The organism is Streptomyces sp. (genome assembly GCF_036566765.1).
GTDB lineage: Bacteria > Actinomycetota > Actinomycetes > Streptomycetales > Streptomycetaceae > Streptomyces.
This window is the reverse complement of record NZ_DATCVQ010000268.1, coordinates 1-3,937: the sequence shown is the minus strand read 5'-3', so window position 1 is coordinate 3,937 and position 3,937 is coordinate 1. Positions and strand designations below refer to the sequence as shown.

General features: G+C 70.0%; 3 protein-coding genes and 1 tRNA gene. 3 read left to right on the top strand and 1 reads right to left on the bottom strand.

Annotation, left to right across the window (positions count from 1 at the left end; translation table 11 throughout):
• A partial coding sequence (locus tag VIU94_RS15065; RefSeq protein ID WP_331911655.1) for a sensor histidine kinase occupies nucleotides 1–894 on the bottom strand: 894 nt, incomplete at its 3' end.
• A gap of 80 nt (nucleotides 895–974) precedes the next feature.
• On the opposite strand from VIU94_RS15065, the gene VIU94_RS15060 reads away from it, so the two are divergent.
• The 3 genes from VIU94_RS15060 (at nucleotide 975) to VIU94_RS15050 (ending at nucleotide 3,711) form a co-directional block, all read left to right on the top strand.
• A tRNA-Gln gene (locus VIU94_RS15060) sits at nucleotides 975–1,050 on the top strand.
• Nucleotides 1,051–1,168: 118 nt separating this feature from the next.
• A complete protein-coding gene (gene glmU, locus VIU94_RS15055; protein WP_331911653.1) occupies nucleotides 1,169–2,614 on the top strand; it encodes a bifunctional UDP-N-acetylglucosamine diphosphorylase/glucosamine-1-phosphate N-acetyltransferase GlmU in 1,446 nt (481 codons plus the stop codon).
• Nucleotides 2,615–2,736: 122 nt separating this feature from the next.
• The gene (locus tag VIU94_RS15050) at nucleotides 2,737–3,711 is read left to right on the top strand and encodes a ribose-phosphate diphosphokinase (protein ID WP_331911651.1); all 975 of its coding nucleotides are present in this window, start codon (nucleotides 2,737–2,739) and stop codon (nucleotides 3,709–3,711) included.
• Nucleotides 3,712–3,937: the final 226 nt, after the last annotated feature.

The window sequence follows — 3,937 nt, the reverse complement described above, 5'->3', positions numbered from 1 at the left end:
GGCCCGCCCCACGGCGGCCAGCGGCACACGCGCGGGCGCCTCCGGGGACGGCGCCTCCTCGCGCAGCACGCCCAGCATCTCGCGCAGCTCCGTCAACGCCTGCCGGCCCATGTCACCGACCAGGGCGGCGTTCTTCACGGCCTTCTGCGGATCCTTCAACGCCACCGCCTGCAGGGCCGCCGCGTGCACCACCATCAACGACACCCGGTGCGCCACCACGTCGTGCATCTCGCGGGCGATCCGGGTCCGCTCCTCCTGACGCGCCCACTGCGCCCGCTGCTCGGCCCGGTCCGCGAGGAGCGACAGCTCCTGCTCCAGGCTGTCCGCCCGCTCCCGCAGGCTCTCCATGAGCCGCCGCCGGGCCCCGATGTAGAGGCCGAACAGCAGGGGCGGGGCGTTCAGGCCGAGGGTCATGAAGAGCGAGACGACGGGGACGTACCAGCCGCTCGGGTCGAAGTCCTGCTGGTCGACGTCCGCCTGGACGACGTCCTGCCGCAGCCGTACGACGGTCACCAGGAACACCGCGACGGTCGACATCCCGGCCAGCAGCGCGGTGATCCGCCGCGGCACGTCGGAGGCGGCGAGCGTGTACAGCCCGACGATCCCCATCAGGAAGCCCATCTCGGCGGGCGTCGTCGCGATCGACACGAGCACCACGACGAGGGGCCAGCGCCGCCGGACCACGAGGACGGACCCGGCGATCAGCCCGAACAGCACCCCCACCGGCACCGGCACGGACGCCTGCCCGGCGAACCCGACCCCCTCGATCGCGCACTCCAGCGCGGACGCGAGCGCGAGCCCCACGTCCAGCACCGCACTCCGCCGTCTTCCCCACCACAACCAGCCCCGCGCGGATGTGCCCGCCGCGTCCTGGTGTGCCCCCGTTGCGGTCATGCATCCCAGACTACGGGCGGGTGCGAATCCTTTTCCGGGGACTCCGCAGGCGGGAGCCTCCGGTAAGGTCTGGAGCGCCGTCCCCCGTGGTGTAACTGGCAGCACACTGGTTTTTGGTACCAGCAGGACAAGGTTCGAATCCTTGCGGGGGAGCCACAGGTCGTACGACCTCGGTTCGGGTCCCGCCTCCTCGGTCGGGACCCGCGCTTATTTCCGGGCAAGTACCCCCCGGTATCCTTCGGGTGTCCACCACCCGAAGCCGAAGGGCATCCCCGTGAGCGCCAACCCCCCGGCCGCCGTCGTCGTACTCGCAGCGGGTGAGGGAACCCGCATGAAGTCGAAGACTCCCAAGGTCCTCCACGAGATCTGCGGGCGTTCGCTCGTCGGACACGTCGTCTCCGCAGCTCAGGAGCTGGACCCCGAGAATCTCGTCGTCGTCGTGGGGCACGCCCGCGAGCAGGTGTCCGCGCACCTGGAGGCGTACTACGCCGGCACCCGCACCGCCGTGCAGTACGAGCAGAACGGCACCGGGCACGCGGTGCGGATGGCGCTGCAGGAGCTCGGGCAGGCGCCCGACGGGACCGTCGTGGTGGTCTGCGGCGACACCCCGCTGCTGTCCGGCGAGACGCTGACGGCGCTCGCCTCGACGCACGCCGCCGACGGCAACGCCGTGACCGTGCTGACCGCCGAGGTGCCGGACTCCACCGGCTACGGCCGGATCGTGCGGGACGCCTCCGGCGCGGTGACCGCGATCGTGGAGCACAAGGACGCCACCGACGGGCAGCGCGCGATCAAGGAGATCAACTCCGGCGTCTTCGCGTTCGACGGCCGCCTCCTCGCCGACGCGCTCGGCAAGGTCCGCACCGACAACAGCCAGGGCGAGGAGTACCTCACCGACGTGCTGTCGATCCTGCGCGAGGCCGGTCACCGGGTGGGCGCGTCCGTCGCGGGCGACCACCGGGAGATCCTCGGGATCAACAACCGGGTGCAGCTCGCCGAGGCCCGCACGCTGCTGAACCAGCGGCTCCTGGAGCGGGCGATGACGGCCGGCGTCACGGTCGTGGACCCCTCCTCCGTGCTCGTGGACGTGACCGTGACCTTCGAGCGGGACGCGATCGTCCACCCGGGCACGCAGCTGCTCGGCGCGACGCACATCGGCGAGGACGCCGAGGTCGGCCCGAACACGCGCCTGAAGAACACGACGGTCGGCCAGGGCGCCCGGGTGGACAACACGGTCGCCGACTCCGCCGTGATCGGCGCCGGCGCCTCGGTGGGCCCGTTCGCGTATCTGCGTCCGGGCACCCGCCTCGGCGACAAGGGCAAGATCGGCACCTACGTCGAGACGAAGAACGCGACGATCGGCGAGGGCACCAAGGTGCCGCACCTCTCCTATGTCGGCGACGCGACGATCGGCGAGTACTCGAACATCGGCGCCGCCAGCGTCTTCGTGAACTACGACGGCGAGAAGAAGCACCACACGACGATCGGCTCGCACTGCCGTACCGGTTCGGACAACATGTTTGTGGCGCCCGTCACCATCGGGGACGGCGCGTACACCGCCGCCGGCTCCGTGATCACGAAGGACGTGCCGGCCGGTGCGCTGGCCGTCGCCCGTGGCCAGCAGCGGAATATCGAGGGTTGGGTGGCCCGGAAGCGTCCGGGCAGCGCCGCCGCCCAGGCCGCTCAGGTGGCCGGCGAGGAGTCCGACGGCGAAAGCTGACCGGAAACGGGTGCGTCGAACTCGGCGTACCGTGATACGTGCACACAAATTCGGCCGGCTCGCTCACGCGCATGGGACGCTCGTGTTTCGCGGCCGGAGAACACGTCTGAGGAGACAGTGCTGTGACCGGGATCAAGACGACCGGCGAGAAGAAGCTGATGCTCTTCTCCGGCCGCGCCCACCCCGAGCTGGCCGAGGAGGTCGCGCACCAGCTGGGTGTCGGCCTCGTGCCGACGAAGGCCTTCGACTTCGCAAACGGCGAGATCTACGTCCGCTTCCAGGAGTCGGCGCGTGGCGCGGACTGCTTCCTGATCCAGAGCCACACGGCTCCGATCAATAAGTGGATCATGGAGCAGCTGATCATGATCGACGCTCTGAAGCGGGCCTCCGCCCGGAGCATCACCGTGATCATCCCGTCGTACGGCTACGCCCGGCAGGACAAGAAGCACCGCGGTCGTGAGCCGATCTCGGCCCGTCTGGTGGCGGACCTGCTGAAGACCGCGGGCGCCGACCGGATCCTGACCGTGGACCTGCACACGGACCAGATCCAGGGCTTCTTCGACGGCCCGGTGGACCACCTGTCGGCCCTTCCGGTCCTGGCGGACTACGTGGGCGCGAAGGTCGACCGCAAGAAGCTGACGATCGTCTCCCCGGACGCCGGCCGCGTGCGGGTCGCCGACCGCTGGTGCGACCGTCTGGACGCGCCGCTGGCGATCGTGCACAAGCGCCGCGACAAGGACGTCGCCAACCAGGTGACCGTCCACGAGGTCGTCGGTGACGTGAAGGGCCGGGTCTGTGTCCTGGTCGACGACATGGTCGACACCGGCGGCACGATCTGCGCCGCGGCGGACGCCCTGTTCGCGCACGGCGCGGAGGACGTCATCGTGACGGCGACGCACGGCATCCTGTCGGGTCCGGCGGCGGACCGTCTGAAGAACTCGAAGGTCAGCGAGTTCGTGTTCACGGACACGCTGCCGGTGCCGGGCGCGCTGGAGCTGGACAAGATCACGGTGCTGTCGATCGCTCCGACGATCGCGCGCGCGGTGCGCGAGGTGTTCGAGGACGGTTCGGTGACGAGCCTCTTCGAGGAGCACTGAGCCGCACCTGAAGCAGGGGCGTGATTCAGCCACTGCACTGACGTGAGTAAGGGCCGCTTCCCCAGGGAAGCGGCCCTTACGGCTTTCTGATGACGCACGCGCGGTGATCCAATTGGGTGGGGCGGCCGAGGGCCGGTAGACTGCCGTAGTTGCTCGGCGAGGGAGGCCGTACCCATGGGTGCGGCGGTCCGTTATCGACGCGCTCTTCGTAGCAGGCCAGTCGTGG